The sequence below is a fragment of the Methylomicrobium lacus genome (assembly GCF_041897535.1).
Classification (GTDB): domain Bacteria; phylum Pseudomonadota; class Gammaproteobacteria; order Methylococcales; family Methylomonadaceae; genus Methylomicrobium; species Methylomicrobium lacus_A.
Genome location: NZ_CP169217.1, coordinates 232,112 through 256,060, shown reverse-complemented (window position 1 = coordinate 256,060; position 23,949 = coordinate 232,112). Strand labels below are relative to the sequence as shown.

Here is a 23,949-nt window from a genome sequence, read left to right as displayed (position 1 = left end):
TCTCTAACAATTAATCTATTGATATTCTAATGGATTAATTCTAGTGCCGGGACGGAATGCCGGCTATTGGTAGAAATACCAATAGCCGGGGGACAGGCTTCCTTTAGTGCGTATCGCCGATCGGTGCGGCATAGGCATCGCCGACCAGATCGGGAACATTGGATCCGGTCAGGCTCTGTAAAAATGCGACCAACGCCGAAACCTCATCGCTGCTCAACTGCAATGGCTTGATCAAGGGGTCCAAATTTTCATTCGGCTGGCCGCCCCGATTATAAAATTGCACGACCTCCTCGAGTGTTTGCAGGCTGCCGTCATGCATGTAAGGCGAGGTCAGACTACTGTTGCGCAGCGACGGCGTTTTATATTTCCAGCGGTCTTGGGGATTTTGGGTGACTTCGTAGCGGCCAAGATCGTTACTCTTCGTTTCCGAAACCGTCGCCACTACCTCGCGGTCAAGCTCGACAAACTGGCCAGGCGCAATCTGCACCCGGCGCTTTTCGTTCGCGCCTTGCATCGCTCCGCTATAACCGATGCCGGTATTATGAAAAGCGTTGTCGGTGAATAAGGCAAACTTGGAGGTAAGCGTATGACACTCGGAACAGTGCGCCTTGCCGGTAAATAATTTAAAGCCCTGCTGCGCCTGTTCATCCAGCGCTTTTTTGTCCTGGCCGTAATACCAGCGATCGAAGGGCGAAGCGGCCGAATTCAAGGTGCGTTCGTAGCTGGCGATCGCGTTGCCGACCGTCTCCATGCTCGCCCCTTTGCCGAAGGCTTTTCGAAACAGACCTTTGTAGTCGGGGCTTTGCGCCAGGGTATCGAGCACATAACCGATCGACGGATTCGCCATCTCGTTGTGTGCCAACAAGGGCCCCCAGACCTGCTGTTCGAGCGTCGTTTCGCGGCCATCGTGGAATAAGGTTCGCATGTAAGCGACATTATAAAGCGTCGGAGAATTGCGCCGGACGCTGCGCCCCTCGACGCCGACCGCCGTCGCCATCTCGTTGCTGGTGAAACCCTGCTCGGGTATATGGCACATCGCGCAGGAAAAGGTCTTGTTCAGCGACAGTCGGCGGTCATAGAACAGTTTTCGGCCCAGGCTGATTTTGGCGGCGGTCAACGGATTGTCACCCGGGACCGGCACGCGCGGCAAGCCTAACATCGGCTTCCGGGCGAGCGCCAGAAGATCGATTGCCTTGCCCTGACGCTCCTTCATCGCGGTCGAATGGGTCTCGTAATCGCCGCTTTCATAATGCGATTTGTCATCGCCCGCTTGGTACAATGCCGGCTTGCCGGCCGCTGCCTGCTGCACAGCCCTCTTCGGTTCGGCGGTCAGCAGGGTTCGGATGTCATTGACCAGCGTATCCGCGTGCAAAAAAGAGACGCTGTAAATATTACGGATGCGTTTATTCGTATCGATCAAATAAACCCTCAGCACGTGCGTAAACGTGCCGGTGCTTTTGCCTTCGGCGTCATAAACCTTCTGCACCGTATGCCGGTAGCCGTCCAGGATAGGCTTGAGGTCGGCTTCGGAGCGCGTGGTCAAAAAATGCCATTCGATGCCCGGCGCTTGCAATGACTCGCCGTATTTCGCCATCATTTCCGGCGTGTCGTGTTCGGGATTGAAGCTGAGCGTGATCAGCCGCAGCTTGGCCGCGATGTCCGTTTCTTTGGCTAAACGTTGTTTGATCTTATGCAGCACGGCGGTCGCCAGCGGACAGCCGTTCACATCGTTGCAGGTCGAATAAACGAAGCTGAGCAACACGATCTTGTCGCCCAGCAGATCATGCAATTTGATCGCCTTGCCGTGGCTGTCCAGCACGTTGCCGTCGGCGGCCTCGCCCAAGGGCGGCAATTGGTAAGTGCCGGGCTCCGGCAAAGCGAATTGCAGATTGCCATAACCCGGCGCAAGCGGCGGCTGATCAGCCGCATGCAGATCGGCAACCACCACCAACAGCAGGAAGACAAATAAGCCCTGTATTCTGCTTGCCCCGAATTTCATGCACTTTCCTTTACAAACACTCAGCACGGCGGATTCGTGACCCGACGCCGGCTTGGTCAACTCAGACGGAAACGGGTTGAAGATGACGCCGGTAAAAAGGCGGGAACAGAGCCCCGGTCAGATTCTGCCGAACCGCCGGGACTTTGCTGGGAATGAATAAAGCCTGAAACTTATTCAGCAACGGAAGCGACGGCGTCGAGCATTTTAGCCAGTTCGCCCTTTTGATATAAGTCGGTCATGATGTCGCAGCCGCCGACCAGTTCGCCCGCGATATAAAGCTGCGGATAGGTCGGCCAATTCGAATAGCTTTTCAACGCCTCCCGCAGTTCGGGATCTTCAAAAATATTCACATAAGCATATTTGGCGCCGCAGGCGTCCAGAATTTGCACGGCTTGGCCGGAAAATCCGCATTGCGGAAAATCGGGCGAGCCTTTCATGTACAGGACTACGGGATTGGATTCCAGCTGGGATTTGATTCTTTCAATCACACTCATGTTGATAACACTCAAAATAAAGAAAACGGTCTGATTCTAGCAAGATTATGCGTATTAAAAAAGCAAATCTTTAAGCCGCTACTTGCCTGATAGTCAATAGAAATTTATAATCGAGCCTTTTTTTTCTGCCGGCCGCGATCAGCGCCGGTTTTTCTCGTTTACAGGCGAATGAAATGAGCAGTCACATCATGCCAACTTATGGGCGCTTACCGGTGACCTTCGCGCGCGGCGACGGCGCGTGGTTATGGGACACCGACGGCAAGCGCTATCTGGACGCCTTGTCCGGCATCGCGGTTTGCAGCCTGGGTCATGCGCACCCGGCCGTACACCGCGCGATCTGTAAACAGAGTGAGACCCTCTTGCACACATCGAACGTTTACGGCATCGCGGTGCAGGAAACTCTGGCCTCCAAGCTCGCCGAATTGAGCGGCATGGACAACGTGTTTTTTTGCAATTCCGGCGCCGAAGCGAACGAAGCCGCGATCAAGATCGCGCGCAAATACGGCCACAGTCTGGGCATCGATGTTCCTCGGATCATCGTGATGGAAAAAAGTTTCCACGGACGCACCTTGGCTACCTTGAGTGCGACCGGCAATCCGAAAGTCCAACAAGGTTTCGAGCCCTTGGTCGAAGGTTTCATCCGCGTGCCTTATAACGATGTCGCGGCGATCGAACGGGCCCTGGTCGATAATGACGGCGTGGTCGCGATCCTGGTCGAACCGGTGCAGGGCGAAGGCGGCGTGAATGTGCCGGCGGCCGATTATCTGAACCGGATACGCGCCATTTGCGACCAGCATAATCTTTTGATGATGCTCGATGAAATCCAGACCGGCGTCGGCCGCACCGGCAAATTTCTCGCCTTCCAGCACAATGGCATCCTGCCCGATGTGGTCACGCTCGCGAAAGCCCTGGGCAACGGCGTGCCGATCGGTGCCTGTCTCGCGCGCGGCAAGGCCGCAGAGGTATTGACCGCGGGCAACCACGGCTCGACCTTCGGCGGCAACCTGCTTGCCTGCAGCGCGGCCCTGGCCGTCTTGGAAACACTGGAGCAGGAAAACCTGATCGCAAAGGCTGAGAAGCAAGGCCGCGCGATCCATGCAGCGTTGAGCGAAGGCCTGAGCGACGTTCCCGGCATCGTCGACATTCGCCACAAAGGCATGATGATCGGCATCGAACTGGATCGGCCTTGCGGCGAACTGGTCTCAATGGCCCTTAAGCAGGGCTTGTTGATCAATGTGACCAACGAAAAAACGATTCGCCTGCTGCCGCCATTGATCTTCGACGATGCGCAGATCGAACTGCTCACCGCCACCTTATCCGGTCTTATCAAAGACTACACTGCACAAGATGTAACACTATGAAAGTCAGACATTTCATCAGCTTGCTCGACATTACCGGCTATGAGTTCCGGAAACTGATCAATCGGGCGATCGAACTCAAAAAAAATCGCGCCTCCGATTATCGCCCGATGCAGGGCAAGGTGCTCGCGATGATTTTCGAAAAATCGTCGACCCGTACGCGGGTATCGTTCGAGGCCGGCATGGCGCAATTCGGCGGCAGTTCTATGTTTTTGTCGCCAAGGGATACGCAACTGGGCCGCGGCGAGCCGATCGAAGACAGCGCCCGCGTCATCTCCAGCATGGTCGACTGCGTGATGCTTCGCACCCACAGTCACGAGATGGTGACGACCTTCGCGTTGAACTCCCGGGTGCCGGTGATCAACGGCCTGACCGATGAGCAGCATCCCTGCCAATTGCTGGCCGACATGCAGACCTATTTCGAAAAGCGCGGCGACATCAAGGGCAAAACGGTCGCCTGGATCGGCGATGGCAACAACATGTGCCATTCCTACATCCATGCCGCGATGCTGCTCGACTTTCGTCTGCATATCGCCTGCCCGGACGGCTACCTGCCAGATCAGGCCATCGTCCAAGCGGCCGGCGATCATGTGCAGTTTTTCGCGGCGCCGATCGATGCGGCCCGTGATGCCGACCTGTTGGTCACAGACGTCTGGGCCAGCATGGGGCAGGAAGAAGAACAAAAATTGCGCGAAGTGGCGTTCAAGGACTATCAGATCACGGCCGAAATGATGCGCGCCGCGAAGCCCGATGCGCTGTTCATGCACTGCTTGCCCGCGCACCGCGGCGAGGAAGTCGCGGCCGAGGTGATCGATGGACCGCAAAGCGTCATTTTCGAAGAAGCCGAAAACCGCCTGCATGCGCAAAAAGCTTTGTTGGAATTTCTCATCTGCGGAAAATAACGTTAAAATTGCGACACACCTACCCAAGAGATGCCATCGTGAAACGTCTATTCCTCTCTTCCTTGCTGGTCATCGGCGCCGTCCACGCGGCAGAGCCCAGCAAGACAGTCTATGTGACCGACACTCACATCATCGCGCTGCGTAGCGAGGAAAGCAACAAAGGCGCCGTGGTACGCTCGCTGGAGACGGGCACACCGTTGACCGTGCTCGAGATCAGTAAGAAAAGCGGCTATACCCGTGTTCGCCTGCAAGACGGCACCGAGGGTTATATCCTGACCCACAACACGATGAAAGAACCGCCAAGCCGGACGCAACTGGAAACGGCCACCAAGGAAAGCACCACGCTAAAAGCCGAAAATGCGGCGCTGAAACTCGAACTGATCAAACTGAAACAGTTTCTGACGCCCGGCTCCACTCTCGAACAATCCTTGACCAAGGAACGCGACCAGCTGGCGCGCGAACTCAGCGATCTCAAAAAAACCTCGACCGAAGCGATCCGCATCAAGACAGAACGGGACGACTATCAGGAACGTTATGTGCAGATCGAAAAGGAAGTCAAGCAACTGGAGCGTGAAAACGCGGCGCTGAAGGACCGCAGCGAACAGGACTGGTTCCTCTATGGTGGCATGGTCGCCGCCGTCGGCATGCTGTTGGGCTTCATCCTGCCGAAACTGAGCTGGCGGCGCAAGTCGAGCAATTGGGATACCTTTTAATAATCATCAAACCGGCGCTTGCTCTAAAAAAAAGCGCTGCCTTTTCTTCCAAGTTTTTTTCAACATTTTTCCTGGAACTGATACATGGCCAATTCCGGCAGCGATAAAACCCGTCATTTTTCATCCCTGGTCGTCGATGGCATGGAGCGCGCGCCGAGCCGCGCGATGCTGCACGCGGTCGGCTTCACCAACGAAGACTTCCATAAGCCGCAAATCGGCATCGCCTCGACCTGGAGCATGGTGACGCCCTGCAACATGCACATCAACAGGCTGGCCGACGATGCGGCGCGCGGCGTCAATCAAGCCAATGGCAAGGCGGTGATCTTCAACACGATCACGATTTCCGACGGCATCTCGATGGGCACCGAAGGCATGAAATATTCGCTGGTGTCGCGCGAAGTGATCGCCGATTCGATCGAAACGGTGACCGGTTGCCAGGGCTTCGACGGCATCGTCGCGATCGGCGGCTGCGACAAGAACATGCCCGGCTGCATGATCGCCTTGTCGCGATTGAATCGTCCTGCCATCTTCGTCTATGGCGGCACGATTCTGCCGGGCTGCCACAAAGACAAGAAGCTCGACGTCGTGTCGGTCTTCGAAGCGGTCGGCGCGCGCGCGAACAACAAGATCGACGACGCGGAACTGGCCGAAATCGAGGCGAAAGCGATTCCGGGCGCCGGCTCCTGCGGCGGCATGTACACCGCGAACACGATGGCCTCCGCGATCGAAGCGTTGGGCATGAGCCTGCCGAACAGTTCCGCGCAGGCGGCGGTTTCCGATGACAAACGTCTCGACTGCGAACGCGCGGGCGCGGCGGTATTGGAATTGCTGAAAAAAGACATCAAGCCGCGCGACATCATGACCAAGGCCGCGTTCGAAAACGCGATCACGGTCGTCATCGCGCTCGGCGGCTCGACCAATGCGGTCCTGCATCTTCTGGCGATGGCGAATGCGACCGGCGTCGACCTGAGCCTGGACGATTTCACCCGCATCGGCAAGCACGTGCCGATGGTCGCCGACCTGAAACCGAGCGGCCACTACTCAATGGCCGAACTGATCGAAATCGGCGGCATTCAGCCGTTGATGAAGGAACTCTTGGACCGCGGCCTCTTGCACGGCGACTGTCTGACCGTGACCGGCAAGACGCTGGCCGAAAATCTGGCTGACGTGAAGCCATACCCCGAAGGTCAGGACATGATTCGCCCTCTGGATCAGCCGATCAAAAAAGACAGCCACTTGGTCGTCTTGTACGGCAACCTCGCCCCCGAAGGCGCGGTCGCGAAAATCACCGGCAAGGAAGGCCTGGTATTCACCGGCAAGGCGAAAGTCTTCGACGCCGAGGAACAGGCCTTGCAGGCGATTCTGAACGGAGACATCGTCAAGGGCGACGTGATCGTGATCCGCTATGAAGGTCCGAAAGGCGGCCCGGGCATGCGCGAAATGCTGTCGCCGACTTCGGCGGTAATGGGCAAGGGGCTCGGCAAGGACGTCGCCCTGATCACCGACGGCCGTTTCTCCGGCGGCACCCACGGCTTCGTGGTCGGCCACATCACCCCGGAAGCCTATACCGGCGGCGCGCTGGCGATCGTGCAAAATGGTGATCAAATCACGATCGACGCGGAAACCAATGAGTTGACGCTGCATGTGAATGAACACGAAATCGCTCGCCGTTTCGACAAATGGAAGCAGCCGGCGCCGCGTTACACCCGTGGCGTGTTGGCGAAATATGCGAAATTGGTCAGCTCGGCATCGAAAGGCGCGGTGACGGATAATTTGGACTGAGTATAAGGTACGCTCCATCTTGAGGTTGGGCAACGGCTTTATCGTTGCCCAACATCATATTTCTATTGGGCTACGTACCTCAGCCCGCGTAGCTCCGATTAGCGTAATCGGACTCACTTTGTTAAACAAGGGCCGTAGATACTATTAGGCGACATCCGTAACCCAGCACATCTAGGCCGCGAATGCTGGGTTAAGCTATCGCTAACCCAATCTACAAAATATCCAAATAACCTCAAAAGAATGGAGGTCATTTATGAATATCGAAACAATTACCGAGCAAGCGCTAAAACTTGCGCCGGCAGCGAGAGCCTACATTGCCGAAATCTTGCTGGAAAGCTTGGATTATGAAGAAGATTTTCTGGTTTCGGAAGCCTGGCAGCAAGAAATACAAAAACGCTGTCGAGAAATAGATTCCAATCCGTCGCTACTTGTTGACGGCGAGCAATTTATGGCCGATCTCAAACAACGTTATTTATGAAGTTTTTCTTCCATCCTCAAGCTCGAACGGAATTGGAACAAACTGTCATATTTTATAAACAACAGCAAGCGGGGCTGGAAAAACGATTTATTGAAGCCGTGGAAGATGCCATTAGCAGAGCATGCCGTAATCCATTGTTGTATCGAAAAATAGATGTCAACATCAGGAAATGTCGGCTATTGCATTTTCCCTATGCGATTATTTTTCGCACGCGACCCGAACGAATTGAAATAATCGCCGTGATGCACTTGAGAAAAGAACCCAATTATTGGCAATCACGAAAGTAACTATCAATAAACCCGACCCTTCATGTTACCCAACCAATCCTTCGTCAACTGGTTCAGAGATTCATCGCCCTACATCCACGCGCATCGCAACAAAACCTTCGTGATCAATTTCGGCGGCGAGGCGCTGCTGGACCCGGACTTCGATCATCTGGTGCACGACTTTGCGTTGCTGAAGAGCCTCGGCATTCGTCTGGTGCTGGTGCACGGCATTCGCCCACAGATCGACGAACGCCTGAAAAAACTGGACGCCCCTTCCCTGTTTCACAATAACCTTCGGATCACCAGCGATCTGGCTTTGCAATGCGTGAAGGAGGCGGCTGGCACCGCGCGGGTCGAGATCGAGGCGCTGCTGTCGCTGGGCCTGGCGAATACGCCGATGGCGGGTTACGGCCTCCGGGTCGCCTCCGGCAATTTCGTGACCGCCAAACCGATCGGCGTGATCGATGGGGTCGACTATGGCCATACCGGCGAAGTGCGGCGCATCGATGGCGCGGCGATCGCGCAGCAGCTCGATCAGGATGCTGTCGTGCTGATCTCGCCGATCGGCTATTCGCCGAGCGGCGAGGTTTTCAATCTGTCCGCCGAACAGGTCGCCACCCAGGTTGCGATCGCGTTGAAGGCCGAGAAACTGATTCTGCTGACCGAGCAAGGTTTTCAGGACCCAGGCAGCGGCAAGCAGATCCAGCAGATGACGACGCTCGAAGCCGGCGCGTTTTTGCAGCAGCACCCAGACCTTCCGATTATCGCCAGCCTGCCGTTGAAAGCCGCTATTCAATCATCGAACGCGGGCGTCAGCCGGGTGCATCTGATCGACCGCACGACCGACGGCGCTTTATTGCTCGAATTGTTTACCCGCAACGGCGTCGGCACGCTGATCAGCGCGACGCCGTTCGAAGAATTGCGGCAGGCGACGTTGAACGACATCGGCGGCATCCTGGAACTGATCAAGCCGCTCGAACAGCAAGGCATTCTGGCCAAACGTTCGCGCGAAAAAATCGAGATGGAAATCGCCGACTACATCATTATCGAACGCGACGGCTTGATTATCGGCTGCACCGCATTGCATCGGGATGAACTGAGCCAAAGCGGCGTGATCGCCTGCCTGGCCGTGCATGCCGATTATCAGGGCGCTTCCAGGGGGAACCGGCTGATGGAATATTCTTATGCTAAGGCGAAGCGTTCCGGGCTGCAAAAGATCTATGCCTTGTCGACGCAAACGATGCACTGGTTTATCGAACGGGGATTCACCCCGACGGATTTGCACAGCCTGCCGGATTCGCTGAAGCGTCTTTATAATCCGCAGCGGAACTCCAAAATTCTCTTCAAGACGGTCGACTGAAGCCCTGATGCCTGAGTATTCGATCCTGCAAATTTCCGACTTGCATGTTCTCCCTCTCCTTGGCGAGACGATGCTCGGCGTCGATACGGAATATTATTTTCACAAGGTTCTTGACCATGCCTTCGCGGCCAATCCAAAAATCGATTTGATCCTGGCTACCGGCGACCTGGCGCAACATCCGACGATCGCCAGTTATCAGCGCATCGCCCAAAAACTGCAAACTTACGGTATTCCCTGCATCTGTCTGCCGGGCAATCATGATGACCTCGCGCAGATGCAGAGCGCTTTGAATGTGGATCAGATCAGCTGCAACAAACAGACATTCATCGGCAACTGGCAGATCATCGCGTTGAACAGCCAAATACCCGGCAAACCCGGCGGCCGACTGGAAAAACAGGAATTGGACTTTCTGGAAGCGTGTTTGCGCACTTATCCGGATCGGCATGCGCTGATTGCGGTGCACCATCATTGTCAAACGATCGCCAGCCCCTGGCTCGATGCGATGATGATAAAAAACAGTGAGGAATTTCTTGCCGTGCTGCGCCGCTACCCAAGGGTCAAGGCGGTCACCTGCGGCCATATACACCAGGTGATGGATAAGCAGGTTGATGCGATACGCCTCTTCAGCGCACCCTCGACCTGCTTTCAGTTCGAGCCGGGAAGCATGGGATTCAGCGTAGTCGATACCGCGCCCGGCTACCGGATGATACGCCTGCAACGGGACGGTGGCCTAAAAACCGCCGTTTACCGCTTGCCGGAAGCGCTCAGCGGTTTACAGTCGAAAGCCGGCCCCTATTGAAGCCGTTATGCCCTCGCCCTGGCTTTTCTGTATTTGGGTCGCCGGCTGCTTTTGGGCGGTCTGGTGGTCTGCAACTCCTTGACCGTTTTGCTTGCCGCCTCGACCGGCATCCCTTCGGTCGCCAGAACCTCGCTGAGTTCGGTCATCGCGCGCTGATATACCTTGCGCTTGAAGTAAACGACATCCTTCAGCGGCTCCCAGTAATCGACCCAACGCCAACTGTCGAATTCCGGCTTGGGGCAATGGTCGAAACGCACGTTCGATTCATGCGTAACCAGCCGTAAAATAAACCAAATCTGTTTTTGTCCGATGCAAACGGGTAACGTGTTTTTGCGAATGTAACGTTCGGGCAGTTTATATCTTAACCAGTAACGGGTGCGCCCCAGCACCTGAACATGCTGCTGCTGCAAGCCGGTCTCTTCCCACAATTCACGATACATCGCCGTTTCTGGATCTTCATCATGATTGATTCCGCCTTGAGGAAACTGCCAAGCATTCATCCCCATCCGTTTTGCCCAAAACACGCGACCCTCGTCATTGCAAAGGATGATCCCGACATTGGGCCGGTATCCTTTCGAGTCTATCATGTCAAAACCTTGTTGTTTGCCTTGCCTTCTCCCCGATGTGTGTATGATAAAATTGCGGGGATGGCGAGGCAGTTAAATTAATACCTCATTGAACCATAAAATCAACCGAGTTTCCATAGGCGACGAGCCTTTTATTTATTGACAGGATAGCCGTGAGTTTAGCAATTTTCGATTTGGACAATACCCTGATAGCCGACGACAGCGACTATTTATGGGGGCAATTTTTGGTGGACCGGGGCATCGTCGACAAGGACGCCTATGAGCAGGCAAACGCCAAGTTTTACGACGACTATAAACACGGTACCCTGAACATCGTTGAGTTCCTGCAATTTTCGCTGCGCCCCTTGTCCCTGCATGCGCCAGAACAACTGCATCGATGGCGCGCCGAATTTATCGAGGACATCATTCGTCCGTTGCTCTTGCAACCGGCCCTCGAACTGGTCGAAAAACATAAAAAGCGCGGCGACACGCTGTTGGTGATCACCGCGACCAACCGTTTCGTGACCGAACCGATCGTCAAATTGTTCGGCATCGACAACCTGCTCGCAACCACGCCGGAATTCAAGGACGGACGCTATACCGGCGCTTTCGTCGGCCTGCCCTGCTTTCGGGAAGGCAAGGTTGCTTACCTGGAAAACTGGCTGCAAAGTTCGAACGAATCGCTGCAAAACAGCTGGTTTTACAGCGATTCGCATAACGACCTGCCCCTGCTGAGCAAGGTCGAAAATCCGATCGCGGTCGATCCCGACGATACCCTACGGCAACACGCCGAATCGGCAAAATGGCCTATCATTAGTCTACGCAACGGCGTGTGTCCCGCCGATCATTTACACAAATGACCCGATAGATCATTCATGGATAAACAGGAAAGCCTCCCCGAAGCCGAGATAGATCCGCCCAAGCCGAAGCGGAAATCGACGTCAGCTAAGAAAGGCACCTCGAAATCCCGAAAAAAGAAAAAAGCGCCGCCGCCCCCCGGTTATTTGCAACGCAAGCTGGCGATGCTCGCGGTCGAAATGATCAGCCTCGCGAGCGTCGCGATTTCGCTGATTATCGTGTTGATCGGGTATTCCGCCGACCGCTTCACCGGCACCAGTTTTTTCGGCAGCTTGTTGCCGTTCGCTTTCGGCATCTTGCTGCTGGTGCTGCTGGCGCTGGTGTCTCTGCTCGGCTGGTGGCGATTGCGCCAATGGTTGGATTTGAAGGCGGAGTTCCTATCGCCGTTGGTCGCCGCCAGTCTGGCCATCATTATCGGCTGGTTTACCGTACAGGATAATTTCGCGTTGGCCTATGGGCGTTTTCGCACGCTGGTCGGCGGCAAGGAAGAAGCCGGGCGCGTGACCTTGGCGCATCAGATCTATGCCGCTTACCGGCGTTACGGCACCAAGGACTTGCAAAAAATGCTGGATCGGGCCAAGAGATTTACGCCCGCGATCGAGGCCGCGGCCGAGGCTTTCGATGTCGACGTGAATATTCTGCACGGCATTGCCGCGGCCGAATCCTCGTTCCTGCCGAAAGACAGCGCCGACGGCGGGCGTGGTCTGTTTCAGATCACACAAGTGCCGAAAGCGACCCTCGAAGAAGCCGCCGATCAGTTGCAGGTCGACAAATTGGACTTGCAGAATCCCAAGCACAATGCCTTTGTCGCCGCCGCGACGCTCAAGCATTATCTGGACGAAATGCATGAAGACCTGTTTTTGGCGCTGCTGGCCTACAACATCGGCCCCGCCAACGGCGGCTTGCGTTTCATCATGAACCAATACCACGCCTCGGACTTCACGACCATCCAGCCTTACTTACAGGAAAAGCCGCGTGGCTATCCGGTACGGGTCTTGTCTCATGCGCTGGCCTTCCGGATTTGGCGCGAGGAAGGCAAACTGCTCGCCTATGAAGAAGGCCGGAACGCCCTCCACATTCAACATATCGGCATACCGGGTTTGCATGGCGATTTATAACACACAGAAATTGCGAGCCGAAATACTGGGAGCCAGAAAATCCTACTAAAAATTTTGGCGGATTGAAGGCTATTAAGATGGATGATCCAGAAAGTAGTTTTTGAGTTGGGTTTGGTAGGTAGTTTGGAGTAGAAGGCTATTGTGGTTATATGCTAACAAGAATCTATTATATGATAATAGTTATATTGATCTTGGTATTTTTTGTTGCCTAACTTGGCCAGATCGTACATTCTCTGAAGAGAAATCTTCCCCCGTAGAAAATCAAATGCCGAAGCCCACTGTTTGAGGATGACCGCAAGGATTCGTGCGAAAATGGGCAATAGCGGATAAGATCATGTGATTTTTTTCCTATAGCGCCATTTCCTCATGATTCGCCAGATCAAGTCGTACATCGTAGTCTATTGGCCCCACCTCACTGTCCCGTAATTCGTACATACCGAATCGACTGGGGTGCTGCCGATACGGACTCAACGCCCGTAAAATGTCTGGCGTCAATGCCATACCCTCATCCTGCATTTCCTTCAGCGCTTCCGTCATGCTCTTACAATTGTGGAAGATCAGCAGATTGGCGATCAGATGATTATATTTGATGACTTTCAGTTGCTCGTCCCGTACATTTTCCTGAATCAAGTCAGAAGCAAAGTAGACCCACTGGGCGAACTTGTTAAAACTCTCGCATCGATTTGTTGCGCTCTGGATGAGGCGTCGCAATTCTTCGCTATTCACGTATTCCAGGAGAAAGCAGGTGCGGACAACCCGGCCCAGTTCCCGAAATGCGTAATATAATTTGTTTTTCCGACTGGCAGTGCCGAGCTTACGCAGGATCGTCGACGGCGCGATGCGGCCAGCCTTGATTGACAGCGCAATCTGTAACATATCCGGTAGATGCCGGGCAATCAACGCCCAATTGACATTGTCCTTGGTGAACAACTCGCCAATATGGTTATAACTTGCTTCTGATGTGGGCTTGTAGCACTTCAAATCTTTCCAGTTTCGGATACGCGGCATCAATTTGATGCCCAACAGATAGGCAAGACCGAATACTGGCGTACTTTGCGCTTGGGTATCGCCGTGCAGCGTATCCGGTTGGATGTCGGACTTGTTTTTGGTCAGCCCGTCCAGAATATAGATCGCCTCCCATACGCCGCACGGAATAAAATGCGAGAACAGGGCTATGTAAGTGTCACTGACATGGTAGTACGCGACACCACCCCAGCTACCGTAACGGATGTGGTACTCCGACAGCAGATTGTTTTCGTAGAGATCCCACTTGGTGCCGTCGGCACCGGCACGTGTTGCATCTCCCCAAAGCTTGGGAAGCCAGAAGCGATTATAGGCGTTGATCACTTCGCATATTGTTGCTTCGAGTTTTTCGGTCGTCACATGCCGTTGATTGACGAATGTTATCTGTCTGTCGCTGACACCGGACACGCTCTTTGCAACCTGCGTCGGCCCGAGTCCTGTGCCATAGGCGAATGTTGTGAGTATTTGCCGCCGCTCCTCGTCTTCCAGTTTGCTTTCATGTCCGCTTAATGGCCCAAAGAACCTCCCCCAGTTCAGCCATCGCATCGTATCGCCAAGCACATCGAGCATCGATAGGTCGAGTGCTTGTAATTTTTGGGTCAATGCTTCTTCGACAACCCGAAACCCTTTGGGATCGGGCTTCCTGGTAAGCCTTGCCAGTACCGGACGGCCATTGACGATATTGAAATAGGTGTTGCTCAGGTAATCTCGGTCAACCGCATGGGCGGCATCAAGGAGCTGAGTACGCACATGGTCGACGAACGATGGGCTTTCAACCGGTAGGCCGACCAGTTCCCCATACTCCGCTAAAGCCGCGTTACACGCCTCCATGGACAGCAGCTGCTCGCGCGAATCCGAGTAGGTCTCGCTGCCTGAAACACAGATGTCGGCAGATTTCAGTTCCTGAACCAATTGCCGGCAGACGCACACCTCGAAGTGCCGGCGGTTCACCCGACTGAGCTCCGCTTTGTCGTCATTTTCGCCGGTAACGAGTTTCCACCATTTCGCCGGCACCCAATCCAGGTCTTGCGGCGTTAGGACTGCTTCGCTCTTGCCATCCAATGTAAGCCAGTCGGTATGGCGACGGTGGTTAGCCAAAACGAAGGCCAAGGCACGTTCAAAGCTTTTATCCTGACTGGTAGCCACCCAGCGCAGCTTGGCCAGAATGCGGAACAGTTCTCCGCGACGGACTTTGAAGTAGCGCCACATGAAGCGACACTCGTTCTTGCCGCCAAATTCAGAGTGGACCCGCGAGAACTCGCATAAATCGGGACGCGCAGTGACCAGCTGACGCGCGATCGCTATCTGATCGCCTACCGGTTGGTCTGACTGTAGCAGGGTATCGAGTTGGGCGAAGCGGCGCAGAATTTCATCGGTTTTATCCTGATTGGCCGTCAGGTACTGTTCGAGTTCTGCATCCGCCAGATGCTGGGCTTTCATCATCTGCTTGCAGAACATATCGCACAGATCATCGGTCACCCGTGCTAATTGTCGCTCGATCAAAGCCAATGAAGCGGTATAGCGTTTTTTCACTTCCATGTCAGCCATGCTGGCTGCATCCAGGCTGAGGCCTTCCAGGGATAATTGATGCCGTTTGACAATCGGGATATTCCGCAACAATTCTTGATTGCCCGCCAGGGCAGAGAGTTGGTCGTAGCGCGTTAGTAGTTCCCGCAACCCGTGAATGGTCACCTTGGGCGCATCGAGTTTGATCTCGTTCCACGGGCTGGTTCGGCAACTATCGCCAACCAGAAACAGGGCGTCAAGTGCAGAGCGGTCGACATCGCTCAAGCGATCATAGACATCCCGAAACAGCGTCTGATAGGTGGCTGCCCGCTGATCCTTGGCTTCGCGTAACAACGTCCCAAAAGCGGGCAGTTCGTAACGATGCTTCACCAGCATCTCAATTCCGACGTTGACGATGTCCGCCAAGTCGTCCTTGGTCAGCGCGGCGTCAGCCAACGCTTGGCATAACAACCCGTGCGCTTCGCTATCAAACGGGCTAACGTTCAAATAGCCACGGATAAGACTGACATGGGTTTTCCGCGAGCGTGAGATGTCGTAGCGCTTCAGCGCCTCCCGGTCTACGGGTATCCCTTCGATTTTCGCCAGATGATCAATGATGGCGTCAGGGATTTGATCCGATGTCACAAAGTGGCCCAGACGCTGAAAGGTCTTCAAGGTGAGAAGAAAACCAAATCGGGTACTCTGGCCCCGCACAACAGTTGCGCAAAATTCACACTCTTCAGGTGTGGGGGAATACCATCGCTCCAATTCGCCGGCATTAAAACTGGTTTTTAGACGGGGATAGGCAGTATCGCTCGCTTGCATGGCGGGAACTAAATTTATTGATGACCAGCAGGCCAGCCAATTCGTGCGAGAGTTTCGATCAGTGTGGTTCGTTTGACGCCAAAGTTGCGGCACACAGCCGCCTTGGACATACCGCCCTTTAATGCGGTGGTAATCGCTTCCAGTTTTTCACCGACAATGGCGGGTGGTCGCCCGCCGGTCCGTCCACGCCTCTTGGCGGCCGCCAATCCAGCAACGACCCTTTCTTTTGTCAATGCTCTTTCATACTGGGCCAGTGCCCCGAATACATGAAACAATAATTCGCCGGAGGGTGTCGTGGTATCCATGCCCTCAGTGAGTGAACGGAAAGCGACCTGATTTTCTTTCAGTGCATTGACGATGGATAACAGGTGCGACAACGAACGTCCAAGCCTATCCAGCTTCCAGACCACCAGAACGTCACCCGGCTGAACGAATGCCAGTGCTTTCGCTAATCCAGGCCGATCATCTTTAGCACCGGAAGCATGATCTTCAAATAAATGCCGACTATCGACGCCTGCCGCCATCAGCGCATCGCGCTGAAGATCGGTTGTCTGGCGATCCGAGTCGGACGATACCCGCATATAACCGACAAGCATTGTACGAAAAACCCATAATAAGTGATTTGCGTATAGTACATCATTACGACAGTGTTTTTCGTACATTTTATGAGGTGGTTTGAGCGGCAATGACGGTACTTTATCGAACCCACCGGAAAACAAGTGTTTTACGACAGGTCGGCAATGACCAATAAGCCTGTGTATTTTCAGAAGACGAGTACTGAAAATATCAGAAGTCGATTGCACTACTGAGATTTCAGGTAATTAGGATTGGGAAATACCAAGCCGACTGGCAAAAAACGACCCAGGCTGCCGTTCACTAATCTTTATGGCGATTGACTGGTTTTTTATTCATTGCTGCCGTAAAGTAAGGATAAGTCCCGAAAGGCTTTGGTAGAGCGATCTTTAGCTGACTCTCCACAAGGCGCAACCGGTTTACGGACTAAAAACTAAAACGTAAGTTGGCTTGTAAATTGTGTGTGAACAGATCGTTACCGGTTTTATTGGAAACGTATTGCCCCATGTAACCTAAATCCACTCCCATTTTAGGCGTGAATTGATAACTTAATCCGCTGAAAACACGGTTCTCGGTAAAGCCCTGCTTACCCCAATCTGTTTGATTCAAATAGAACATAACTTCATCGCCGGCATAGACGCTTAAGCCCTTCATAAAGGGTAAAGGATGACTGATTTGCAATAATTGTCTGGGACGGTAACCTTCATTACCGGTGGTTTGGTTAATCCGATCTTCCATACGGGTTCGGCTCATGAGTTTGAAATCACCTAAATCCTGTTTCCAGACAAAATCTACATAAGGACGGCTCTCCTGAAAGGCAGTCTTGTTTAGCGGATGAAGCCAATCATGTGTATAACCTAGCCACAGCGATGCGTTATTGTTTATTTGATAGCCGACTTGGCTGAATAACAGATTTTCGGAATACCTTGATCCACTGGGCGAATCTTCGCGGGTACGGCTTTGATCCATGATGAGCCAATTAAATTTGTTGAGGCTGGGCGACAAAGCTGTAAAATCCCCTTGCAACGTAGCCGAGCCCCATACGCCGAACATGTTATTTGTGCCGTCGTCAGCGGCAAAACTGGAAAGCGGTTGAGTCAGTAATAAAGGGCCTAAAACCACAGTAGCTTTAAATTTGGTCATAAAAGAATTCCAAAACTATGTTGATGCAACTATTTTTATGAAAAATAAGGCATATAATGTGCCAATTCATAAGCTTATGATTTTTATATTTAATTCATTATCACCGAGAAATTTAGAAAGTATAAACGGTTGAAAAAACCAACTTGCGCTGGTTCTGTGGCGAGTAATAGAGCGCGAATGATTCACCCGGCTTGCTTATTGCGTCGTAACGCTTCGTCGGAGCCCTGTGTCAATCAGCGACGGGAGTTGAAGGCAAACTGTGTGTGCTTTCCCTATTTGGGAGGCCCCCGGCTAGCATGGGCGTCATTTTAAATTTTGTCTTGAACATGCCTACACGAGCCGAGTTGGACTCGCGGCATATTAATTGCATGATCAACATAGGGACCGGATGTCACATTGGCTTTTATTGCTTGAGTTTGCCAGTTTAGCGTTGGTCATCGGAATCGCTGGCTATTTTCTCGCCCTCTATGGCGATGTCATTGCCGAAAAGACCGGCTTGGGCGGAAGCTGGGTGGGCTTTTCCATGCTGGCGACAGTGACCTCCTTGCCGGAATTGGTAACGGGTATTAGCTCGGTAACGTATGTTGGTGTTCCGGATATAGCATTGGGCGATGCCTTGGGCAGCTGCGTGTTCAATCTGCTGCTGATCGTGATGTTGGATTTTATGCACCGAGGTTCTTCGGTTTACACCCGAGCCAGTCAGGGTCACATCCTCTCGGCTGGGTTTGGTGTGGTATTGCTCGGATTCGTGGCGTTTAACATCCTATTGTATCGAAACGGATTCCGTTTGAGTTTGTGGCATATCGGGCTGTATGCCCCGATCATAGTACTGTTTTATATCGTGTCCATGCGCACGGTGTTTCGTTTCGAAAAAGCTCAGCACCTGGAGGCCGTGGAAGAAATTGCCGAGCGTCACCCTAAAATGAGTTTGGCAAAGGCAATTGCTTTTTATTGTGTCGCCGCGGCCGTGGTCATTGCCGCAGGTATCCGTCTGCCATTGACGGCCGACCATGTCGCCCAGGCCATGGATTGGCAGCGTAGTTTCGTGGGCACGGTATTCGTGGCCTTGGCGACTTCGATGCCTGAAGTAGCGGTGACGTTCTCGGCTTTCAGAATCGGCGCCCTGGACATGGCCATCAGCGACCTGTTCGGCAGCAACCTGTTTAATCTGGTCATCATTGCCCTGGATGATGTCGCTTATGTTAAAGGTCCCCTACTTGCCGATGTTTCGTCTGCGCATCTGATTTCAGCACAGTCGGCCATCATGATGACCGGTGTTGCCATTGTTGGTCTGTTGTATCGGCCAAACACTCGTCTGTTCAAGACGGTGGGCTGGGTCAGCTTGTTCATATTCAGTATTTTCATACTGAATATATCTGTGCTGTATTTGCAACATTAAGTCAATATTTGGCCCGAGCATATTTAGTTAGTTAAAAATACCGAAAAATATTGGTCTATGATTGCTTTCTCATTTAAACTCAGATCCACGCGATAATAGTAAAACCCACAACGGAGCTCATCTATGGAAGCCTATCCTTCTGAACTTCTGCTGATCGCCTTTGTTGCGATGCTTGCACCGCTCCTTGCCGAGTTGCCCACTGGTTTTCGCTTACCTGTTGTGGTTATTGAAATCATTTTGGGGATAACGATCGGCCCTCAAATGTTCCACCTCGCCAGTCCGGATGGCATGATCGGTACACTCGGAGAACTCGGCTTGGCTTTTCTACTGTTCATGGTCGGGCTTGAGATCGATTTCGACAAGATTCGCGGCAGACCCTTGTCCTTGGCGGTAGGCGGTTGGTTTCTGTCGTTCTTCGTGGCTATGGTTTGCATGTATTTTTTCCACGCGATAGGATTGATTCAAACTCCGCCTTTATTGGCGGCAGTCGCTTTGTCCACCACAGCCTTGGGCGTACTGGCACCCATTTTGCGTGACCGGGGAGAGTTGGACTCCGCCTTTGGGACCTATATGGTTGCAGCCGCTGCAGCGGGTGAGTTCGGTCCTTTGATAATCATTTCGCTTTTACTTATCCCCACGCATGACTCCTTTCTACATGGGCTGTTCATGGTGACTTTTATCATCATCGCTTTTGTCGCTGCGAATATTGCCCTTAATGCGCGTTCATCACGGATGATTGAAATCATGACGCGCACGATGCAAAGCAGCGGTCAGCTTCCTGTAAGAATTTGTATTCTGCTTCAGATTCTGTTCGTCTCGCTCGCCGCCAAATTCGGCTTAAATATTGTAATGGGCGCATTTGCGGCAGGTATGGTGGCTGGACTCGTCATTAAAGGAAAAGCGGGAGAACCACTCCGGCAAAAGCTGGATGCAATCGGTTATGGCTTTCTGATACCCATATTCTTCATTGTCGCCGGCATGAAGTTCGAAGTCAGCGCCTTATGGTCGGCCCCACTGGCACCCGTCCAAGTAGTGCTTTTGTTGGGTTTGCTGCTATTGGTCCGGGGTGCCCCGGTGTTTTTATACAAGAAGGATTTGGATGCCGACGAGCAGATACCCTTCGCGTTTTATTCCGCCACAGGCCTGCCTTTGATCGTTATCATCAGCGAAATAGGCGTTTCCGCCGGGCTGATGTCGCCCGACAGGGCAACGATACTGGTGTGTGCGGGTATGCTTTCGGTCTTGCTCTTCCCTGTCTTAGCCGTGAAGCTGCGGGGGAAATTCAGTTTGACTTGGTGAATCTTCACTTTAAATAGGGCCATAGGATACGCACGTGGGAAGTGCCATCCAACGCCTGCATAGCTAGATTGCCGCCGCTAGTGGAGTTTGGACTGCTGGTTCAGGTATTGGCAATGGGTGCGTTGTTGCTGTTTTTGGTGAACCTGATCAGCATAAACCGATCCGGGGTGGTCACTCTTCTAGTGCAGGGTATTCATCCGGCAACCTGGTGGGAGAAAGATCAAGCTTAGAAAGCCGCCTATACCACAATCTGTCTGTGGGCAGCGTTGTTGGCGGTACTGGTCATCCGGATATTGCTGTTTCAATAGGACTACGTTTGCTCGCGGTAAAGGAACCTTTCCTCGACGTGGCACTCCCACGCCGTAATGTTCATAACCTGAATCGAATCAAAGGAGTCCAAAATGACCATTCAACTCAATGAAGAAAACGGCGGCAAGGTGCTCGTCGTTCACGTCAGCGGGAAGCTGGTAAAGGTGGATTACGAGCAATTTGTGCCTGAGGTCGAACGGCTCGTTCGGCGGCACGGTAAGTTGCGCATGTTGTTCGATATGGCCGATTTTCACGGCTGGGAAGCCAGCGCGGCTTGGGAGGACTTCAAATTCGGCGTCGAACACTTCGCCGACATCGAACGGCTCGCGATGGTCGGGGAAAAGCAGTGGCAGCACGGCATGGCGATGCTTTGCAAGCCGTTCACGAAAGCTGAGGTTCGATACTTTGACCACGCCGATGCCTCCGAGGCGCGAAAGTGGTTGAGCGAGACGTAGCGGCTTCGGGCGGAAACGGCACGGATTCAACGCCACGGGCATGGCGATAAGTATCCCACAATGAGGCATACCGATTATGAAACCCAATACCGACCAGTCCAAGGCTACTGAACAGAAACCTGATGCGAAGGACGACCTGAAGGCCCTGCCCATGCTGGAACTGCAAGCGAAATTGGGGGCGTCGCCCGAAGGCCTCAGCCAAGCCGAGGCGCAGAAACGGCTGACTCAATATGGACCGAACGAGATTGAAGAGAATAAGGCCAATCCGTTCCTGAAATTCCTCAGCTATTTTTGGGGACCCATCCCATGGATGATCGAAGCGGCCGTGATCCTCTCGGCGGTAGATCGGCATTGGCCGGACTTTGCCATCATTCTCCTTTTGCTGGTGGCCAACGCCGTGGTCGGATTCTGGGAAGAACACCAGGCGGGCAACGCCATCGCCGCGCTGAAGGCCAAGCTGGCGATCAAGGCGAAGGTGAAACGTGATGGCAAGTGGACCAATCCGGAGGCGCGCGATTTGGTGCCGGGGGACGTGATCCTCCTGCGTTTGGGCGATATTGTGCCGGCGGATGCGCGCTTGCTGGAGGGTGACCCGGTTGAGGTGGATCAGTCCGCACTGACGGGAGAGTCGTTGCCCGTCACGCGCAAAGCCGGCGAGGCGGTGTTTTCCGGTTCGATCATCCGCACCGGCGAAATCGATGCGCTCGTGTACGCCACGGGCAAGAATACCTACTTCGGCAAAACCGCGCAACTGGTGCAGGAGGCGCAGACAGTCAGCCATTTTCAACGTGCGGTGTTGAAAATCGGCAATTACTTGATCATTCTCGCGGTGACCTTGGTGGCGGTGATTATTACTGTCGCGCTGTTCCGCGGCGACCCGATGCTCACCACGCTGCAATTTGCCCTGGTGCTGACCGTGGCTGCGATTCCCGTGGCAATGCCCACGGTATTGTCCGTGACCATGGCGGTCGGTGCGCGCTCGCTGGCAAAAAAAGAGGCGATTGTATCCCGGTTGGCGGCCATCGAGGAATTGGCGGGCGTGGACGTGCTGTGCGCGGACAAGACCGGCACTCTGACCCAGAACAAACTGACATTGGGCGACCCGTTCAATGTGGACGGCATCCCTACCGAGCAAGTCATCCTCAACGCCGCGCTGGCGTCGCGAGCGGACAACAAGGACACCATCGACCTGGCCGTGCTGGGCGCACTGACAAATCATAAGGTCCTGGACGACTATCAGGTGCTTCATTTCCAGGCGTTCGACCCGGTGCATAAGCGCACCGAAGCTACTGTCAAAAGGGCAGACGGCAAGGTGTTCAAGGTGACCAAGGGTGCGCCGCAGGTGATTCTGGCATTGTCGCTCAACGTCGGTGAAATTAAGCCTGTCGTCGAGAAAGCGATCAATGAATTTGCGGCGCGCGGCTTTCGTTCATTGGGTGTGGCTCGGGCAGATCAGGAAGGCCAATGGCAGTTTTTAGGCGTGTTGCCCCTGTTCGACCCGCCACGGGAAGAAGCCACGGCAACCATCGCGACCGCGCGGCAGATGGGCGTGAAGGTCAAGATGGTGACGGGCGATGCACTGGCCATTGCGCAGGAAACCGCCAAGAAATTAGGGATGGGGGTAAATATCCTTGATGCCGGCGGTTTCGGCGATGCCAAGCATCACGAGACGGCGCAGTTGGCGGAGTCCATCGAAAAAGCTGACGGTTTCGCCCAGGTGTTCCCCGAACACAAGTTCCACATTATTGATGTCCTGCAAAAACGCGGCCACATTGTCGGCATGACCGGCGACGGGGTCAACGACGCCCCCGCGCTGAAGAAGGCCGACTGCGGCATCGCCGTTTCCGGCGCGACGGATGCGGCACGCGCGGCGGCCTCCATAGTGCTGATGACCACCGGCCTGACGGTGATCATAGACGCAATCAAGGAGAGCCGGAAAATCTTCCAGCGCATGAACAGTTACGCCATATACCGCATCACCGAGACGCTGCGCGTGCTGTTGTTCATGACCTTGTCGATCCTGGTATTTAACTTTTACCCGGTAACCGCGGTGATGATCGTAATGCTGGCGTTGCTCAACGACGGGGCGATCCTGTCCATTGCCTATGACAATGTTCATTACAAGGATAAGCCCGAGGCCTGGAACATGCACATGGTACTGGGCGTATCCACGGTGCTTGGCGTCATCGGGGTCGTCTCCGCCTTCGGCTTGTTTTATCTCGGCGAGCGCGTTTTTCATCTTGACCGTGCGCACATCCAGACGCTGATGTATTTGAAGCTGTCCGTGGCGGGACATTTAACGATTTTCCTGACGCGCACACGCGGCCCATTCTGGTCCATACGCCCCGCGCCGATTTTATGGATAGCCGTACTCGGTACGCAAATCGTGGCGACCTTAATCGCGGTTTATGGGCTGTTCATGACCCCGCTCGGCTGGGGCTGGGTCGCCTTCGTTTGGGGCTATGCCTTGGTGTGGTTCCTATTGAACGACCGGGTGAAACTGCTTGCTTATCGGGTGTTTGATCCGACTGCCGCCCCCCTATTGGTCAAAAAGCAGATTGATGCGAAATCTGTGCCTGCCGATATGACACCCCAGATTGCCAAGCGAGCCTATGAGCTCTACGAGCAGCGGGGTCGCCAGGAAGGTCATGCAGTAAAGGACTGGGAGCAGCAGGCAGAGCGGGAAGTTCGAAAAAAATAGAGCCTGCTCATAATCAGACGCGA

Annotated in this window: 20 protein-coding genes; 14 read left to right on the top strand and 6 right to left on the bottom strand. The window is 53.9% G+C overall.

Going from position 1 to position 23,949, the window contains the following annotated elements; genetic code table 11:
• Window positions 1-103: 103 nt before the first annotated feature.
• Together ACEPPP_RS01130 and grxD are read right to left on the bottom strand one after the other, a co-directional pair.
• Window positions 104-1,999, bottom strand: a complete 1,896-nt coding sequence (locus ACEPPP_RS01130) for a cytochrome c peroxidase (protein ID WP_374089225.1) — start codon at window positions 1,997-1,999, stop codon at window positions 104-106.
• 170 nt (window positions 2,000-2,169) lie between these two features.
• Window positions 2,170-2,493, bottom strand: a complete 324-nt coding sequence (gene grxD / locus ACEPPP_RS01125; RefSeq protein WP_374089224.1) for a Grx4 family monothiol glutaredoxin — start codon at window positions 2,491-2,493, stop codon at window positions 2,170-2,172.
• Between the two features lie 173 nt (window positions 2,494-2,666).
• Here grxD and ACEPPP_RS01120 point away from each other — a divergent pair, with 173 nt between their 5' ends.
• From ACEPPP_RS01120 to cpdA, 8 genes are all read left to right on the top strand, one after another.
• On the top strand, window positions 2,667-3,854 hold the full coding sequence (locus ACEPPP_RS01120) for an acetylornithine transaminase (RefSeq protein ID WP_374089223.1): 1,188 nt from the start codon (window positions 2,667-2,669) through the stop codon (window positions 3,852-3,854).
• Window positions 3,851-4,753 carry an ornithine carbamoyltransferase gene (gene argF / locus ACEPPP_RS01115; RefSeq protein ID WP_374089222.1) on the top strand — a complete coding sequence of 301 codons (903 nt, stop codon included), beginning with the start codon at window positions 3,851-3,853 and terminating at the stop codon, window positions 4,751-4,753. Before ACEPPP_RS01120 ends, argF begins: the two co-directional genes overlap by 4 nt.
• Before the next feature lie 38 nt (window positions 4,754-4,791).
• Entirely contained in the window at window positions 4,792-5,466 is a 675-nt protein-coding gene (locus tag ACEPPP_RS01110) for a TIGR04211 family SH3 domain-containing protein (RefSeq protein ID WP_374089221.1), read from the top strand.
• 84 nt (window positions 5,467-5,550) lie between these two features.
• A complete protein-coding gene (gene ilvD / locus ACEPPP_RS01105; protein ID WP_374089220.1) occupies window positions 5,551-7,248 on the top strand; it encodes a dihydroxy-acid dehydratase in 1,698 nt (565 codons plus the stop codon).
• Between the two features lie 253 nt (window positions 7,249-7,501).
• Window positions 7,502-7,726: an addiction module protein gene (locus tag ACEPPP_RS01100; RefSeq protein ID WP_374089219.1), complete on the top strand. Its 225-nt coding sequence runs from the start codon at window positions 7,502-7,504 to the stop codon at window positions 7,724-7,726.
• Window positions 7,723-8,013 (top strand): type II toxin-antitoxin system RelE/ParE family toxin, encoded by a 291-nt coding sequence (locus ACEPPP_RS01095; RefSeq protein WP_374089218.1) that lies wholly within the window; start codon window positions 7,723-7,725, stop codon window positions 8,011-8,013. The genes ACEPPP_RS01100 and ACEPPP_RS01095 overlap by 4 nt, the downstream gene beginning before the upstream one ends.
• 22 nt (window positions 8,014-8,035) lie before the next feature.
• Complete coding sequence (gene argA, locus ACEPPP_RS01090; protein ID WP_374089217.1) at window positions 8,036-9,352, top strand: amino-acid N-acetyltransferase; 1,317 nt, start codon at window positions 8,036-8,038, stop codon at window positions 9,350-9,352.
• Window positions 9,353-9,359: 7 nt separating this feature from the next.
• Window positions 9,360-10,151: a 3',5'-cyclic-AMP phosphodiesterase gene (gene cpdA / locus ACEPPP_RS01085; RefSeq protein WP_374089216.1), complete on the top strand. Its 792-nt coding sequence runs from the start codon at window positions 9,360-9,362 to the stop codon at window positions 10,149-10,151.
• A gap of 5 nt (window positions 10,152-10,156) precedes the next feature.
• Here cpdA and ACEPPP_RS01080 read toward each other — a convergent pair whose 3' ends face one another.
• The gene (locus ACEPPP_RS01080; protein ID WP_374089215.1) at window positions 10,157-10,738 is read right to left on the bottom strand and encodes an RNA pyrophosphohydrolase; all 582 of its coding nucleotides are present in this window, start codon (window positions 10,736-10,738) and stop codon (window positions 10,157-10,159) included.
• Window positions 10,739-10,890: 152 nt separating this feature from the next.
• Here ACEPPP_RS01080 and ACEPPP_RS01075 point away from each other — a divergent pair, with 152 nt between their 5' ends.
• Entirely contained in the window at window positions 10,891-11,577 is a 687-nt protein-coding gene (locus ACEPPP_RS01075; protein ID WP_374089214.1) for an HAD family hydrolase, read from the top strand.
• Between the two features lie 15 nt (window positions 11,578-11,592).
• Window positions 11,593-12,693, top strand: coding sequence for a transglycosylase SLT domain-containing protein (locus ACEPPP_RS01070; RefSeq protein ID WP_374089213.1), 1,101 nt, complete (start codon window positions 11,593-11,595; stop codon window positions 12,691-12,693).
• A 348-nt stretch (window positions 12,694-13,041) separates the two neighbouring features.
• On the opposite strand, the gene ACEPPP_RS01065 is transcribed toward ACEPPP_RS01070, so the two are convergent.
• The 3 genes from ACEPPP_RS01065 to ACEPPP_RS01055 all read right to left on the bottom strand — a co-directional run bounded on the left by ACEPPP_RS01065 (window position 13,042) and on the right by ACEPPP_RS01055 (window position 17,763).
• Window positions 13,042-16,047, bottom strand: a complete 3,006-nt coding sequence (locus tag ACEPPP_RS01065) for a Tn3 family transposase (protein ID WP_374089212.1) — start codon at window positions 16,045-16,047, stop codon at window positions 13,042-13,044.
• A gap of 14 nt (window positions 16,048-16,061) precedes the next feature.
• Complete coding sequence (locus ACEPPP_RS01060; protein WP_374090861.1) at window positions 16,062-16,643, bottom strand: recombinase family protein; 582 nt, start codon at window positions 16,641-16,643, stop codon at window positions 16,062-16,064.
• Window positions 16,644-17,046: 403 nt separating this feature from the next.
• A complete protein-coding gene (locus tag ACEPPP_RS01055; protein ID WP_374089211.1) occupies window positions 17,047-17,763 on the bottom strand; it encodes a DUF2490 domain-containing protein in 717 nt (238 codons plus the stop codon).
• A 388-nt stretch (window positions 17,764-18,151) separates the two neighbouring features.
• Between ACEPPP_RS01055 and ACEPPP_RS01050 the strand changes: the two genes are divergently transcribed.
• From ACEPPP_RS01050 to ACEPPP_RS01035, 4 genes are all read left to right on the top strand, one after another.
• Window positions 18,152-19,162: a sodium:calcium antiporter gene (locus ACEPPP_RS01050; protein ID WP_374089210.1), complete on the top strand. Its 1,011-nt coding sequence runs from the start codon at window positions 18,152-18,154 to the stop codon at window positions 19,160-19,162.
• A gap of 123 nt (window positions 19,163-19,285) precedes the next feature.
• The gene (locus tag ACEPPP_RS01045; RefSeq protein WP_374089209.1) at window positions 19,286-20,461 is read left to right on the top strand and encodes a cation:proton antiporter; all 1,176 of its coding nucleotides are present in this window, start codon (window positions 19,286-19,288) and stop codon (window positions 20,459-20,461) included.
• A 401-nt stretch (window positions 20,462-20,862) separates the two neighbouring features.
• The gene (locus tag ACEPPP_RS01040; RefSeq protein ID WP_374089208.1) at window positions 20,863-21,225 is read left to right on the top strand and encodes an STAS/SEC14 domain-containing protein; all 363 of its coding nucleotides are present in this window, start codon (window positions 20,863-20,865) and stop codon (window positions 21,223-21,225) included.
• Window positions 21,226-21,301: 76 nt separating this feature from the next.
• Window positions 21,302-23,926 carry a plasma-membrane proton-efflux P-type ATPase gene (locus ACEPPP_RS01035; RefSeq protein WP_374089207.1) on the top strand — a complete coding sequence of 875 codons (2,625 nt, stop codon included), beginning with the start codon at window positions 21,302-21,304 and terminating at the stop codon, window positions 23,924-23,926.
• Window positions 23,927-23,949: the final 23 nt, after the last annotated feature.

Excerpts from the sequence above, each read along its gene's own strand:
- ACEPPP_RS01045 (WP_374089209.1), top strand. The coding sequence starts at position 19,286 with ATGGAAGCCTATCCTTCTGAACTTCTGCTGATCGCCTTTGTTGCGATG.
- ACEPPP_RS01080 (WP_374089215.1), bottom strand. The coding sequence starts at position 10,738 with ATGATAGACTCGAAAGGATACCGGCCCAATGTCGGGATCATCCTTTGC.
- ACEPPP_RS01050 (WP_374089210.1), top strand. The coding sequence starts at position 18,152 with ATGTCACATTGGCTTTTATTGCTTGAGTTTGCCAGTTTAGCGTTGGTC.
- ilvD (WP_374089220.1), top strand. The coding sequence starts at position 5,551 with ATGGCCAATTCCGGCAGCGATAAAACCCGTCATTTTTCATCCCTGGTC.
- ACEPPP_RS01070 (WP_374089213.1), top strand. The coding sequence starts at position 11,593 with ATGGATAAACAGGAAAGCCTCCCCGAAGCCGAGATAGATCCGCCCAAG.
- ACEPPP_RS01040 (WP_374089208.1), top strand. The coding sequence starts at position 20,863 with ATGACCATTCAACTCAATGAAGAAAACGGCGGCAAGGTGCTCGTCGTT.
- cpdA (WP_374089216.1), top strand. The coding sequence starts at position 9,360 with ATGCCTGAGTATTCGATCCTGCAAATTTCCGACTTGCATGTTCTCCCT.
- argF (WP_374089222.1), top strand. The coding sequence starts at position 3,851 with ATGAAAGTCAGACATTTCATCAGCTTGCTCGACATTACCGGCTATGAG.
- argA (WP_374089217.1), top strand. The coding sequence starts at position 8,036 with ATGTTACCCAACCAATCCTTCGTCAACTGGTTCAGAGATTCATCGCCC.
- ACEPPP_RS01065 (WP_374089212.1), bottom strand. The coding sequence starts at position 16,047 with ATGCAAGCGAGCGATACTGCCTATCCCCGTCTAAAAACCAGTTTTAAT.
- ACEPPP_RS01055 (WP_374089211.1), bottom strand. The coding sequence starts at position 17,763 with ATGACCAAATTTAAAGCTACTGTGGTTTTAGGCCCTTTATTACTGACT.
- ACEPPP_RS01095 (WP_374089218.1), top strand. The coding sequence starts at position 7,723 with ATGAAGTTTTTCTTCCATCCTCAAGCTCGAACGGAATTGGAACAAACT.
- ACEPPP_RS01035 (WP_374089207.1), top strand. The coding sequence starts at position 21,302 with ATGAAACCCAATACCGACCAGTCCAAGGCTACTGAACAGAAACCTGAT.
- ACEPPP_RS01100 (WP_374089219.1), top strand. The coding sequence starts at position 7,502 with ATGAATATCGAAACAATTACCGAGCAAGCGCTAAAACTTGCGCCGGCA.
- ACEPPP_RS01120 (WP_374089223.1), top strand. The coding sequence starts at position 2,667 with ATGAGCAGTCACATCATGCCAACTTATGGGCGCTTACCGGTGACCTTC.
- grxD (WP_374089224.1), bottom strand. The coding sequence starts at position 2,493 with ATGAGTGTGATTGAAAGAATCAAATCCCAGCTGGAATCCAATCCCGTA.
- ACEPPP_RS01130 (WP_374089225.1), bottom strand. The coding sequence starts at position 1,999 with ATGAAATTCGGGGCAAGCAGAATACAGGGCTTATTTGTCTTCCTGCTG.
- ACEPPP_RS01060 (WP_374090861.1), bottom strand. The coding sequence starts at position 16,643 with ATGCTTGTCGGTTATATGCGGGTATCGTCCGACTCGGATCGCCAGACA.